This is a genomic window from Psychroserpens sp. (assembly GCF_036960315.1).
Lineage (GTDB): Bacteria > Bacteroidota > Bacteroidia > Flavobacteriales > Flavobacteriaceae > Psychroserpens.
Genome location: NZ_JBALVR010000030.1, coordinates 1 through 1,045 on the forward strand (window position 1 = coordinate 1; position 1,045 = coordinate 1,045).

General features: G+C 30.0%; 2 protein-coding genes. Both read left to right on the forward strand.

What is annotated here, in order from left to right; genetic code table 11:
- The first annotated feature begins 105 nt into the window (after positions 1 to 105).
- Positions 106 to 645 (forward strand): hypothetical protein, encoded by a 540-nt coding sequence (locus V7719_RS18750; RefSeq protein WP_335731470.1) that lies wholly within the window; start codon positions 106 to 108, stop codon positions 643 to 645.
- Between the two features lie 165 nt (positions 646 to 810).
- Positions 811 to 1,045 (forward strand): DUF6882 domain-containing protein (locus V7719_RS18755; protein ID WP_335731471.1); only part of this gene is annotated, 235 nt, incomplete at its 3' end.

A 1,045-nucleotide genomic window follows, 5' to 3' on the forward strand; every position in this document is an offset into this window, starting at 1 on the left:
CTCCTACAAATTACTATCTTTAACTAATCGGAATATTCTAAACGAAATTCCCGCAAATAACAATACACAAATCCGTTAGGTGCAATTTGAGAAAACTTTGAACGAATGAGTATTATTCAGGAATTAACAGAAAAATATAATGGAATATACTCAGAAGATCCAACCAGTAGTTTTACTGGCCCAACAGGAAAATACATTTACCAACAAAAAAGCGGAATTATAAATTTTGACGGAACAAAAATCAGTATTAATCTGAATGAAGTTGGCGGAGCAATGTATGGAACTGAACCTTTCAGAATTACACTTCACTTAGACAAAACCTATGGAGTTGAATTTAATGTTTTTCCAAAAACTTTATTGAATAAATTCTTAGACTATATAATTCCAAATCGAGCAATATTTATTCCTAGAAACGTTAGAAACCAATTTTCATTTGGCGGAAATAAAGACTTAATAAAAAAACTTATTTCAGATAAAATCTTCATAGAAAATATAAATAATGAGAAAATCTTTATTGGAACTATAAATAAACTAGCAAACAGAATTGTTTTAACTCCAGCACATGGAATTAATGACGTTGATCATTTTGAAAAGTTAGTTAAGGTTCTTAAGCGAATTGAAAATGAAATAAAAAACTGTACCTAACACCGTGTATAATTAATTGCTTAGTTGGTTATGACGAGGAACTTCTCCTACAAATTACTATCTTTAACTAACCGGAATATTCTAAACGAAATTCCCGCAAATAACAATACACAAATCCGTTGTACTCAATGCACAAAAACCTGAACTGATTTGATATTTAGACCATTGAAATACGAGAAATATGCTCAAAAAGCAGTTGACAAACTTCAAAAAAGTCAACCTCTATTTCGAATAAAATTTGATACAGATAATTATGATAATTGGTTTTATAATCAATCAAACGAAACATTAAGACTATATAGTAACGACAAAGAGGTTTATTTCAAATATATTCCAGTCGGAACATTCTCTCAGAACACAAAAAGTTGGATGTGGTCTTGGGCAAATGAAGATTCTGTCG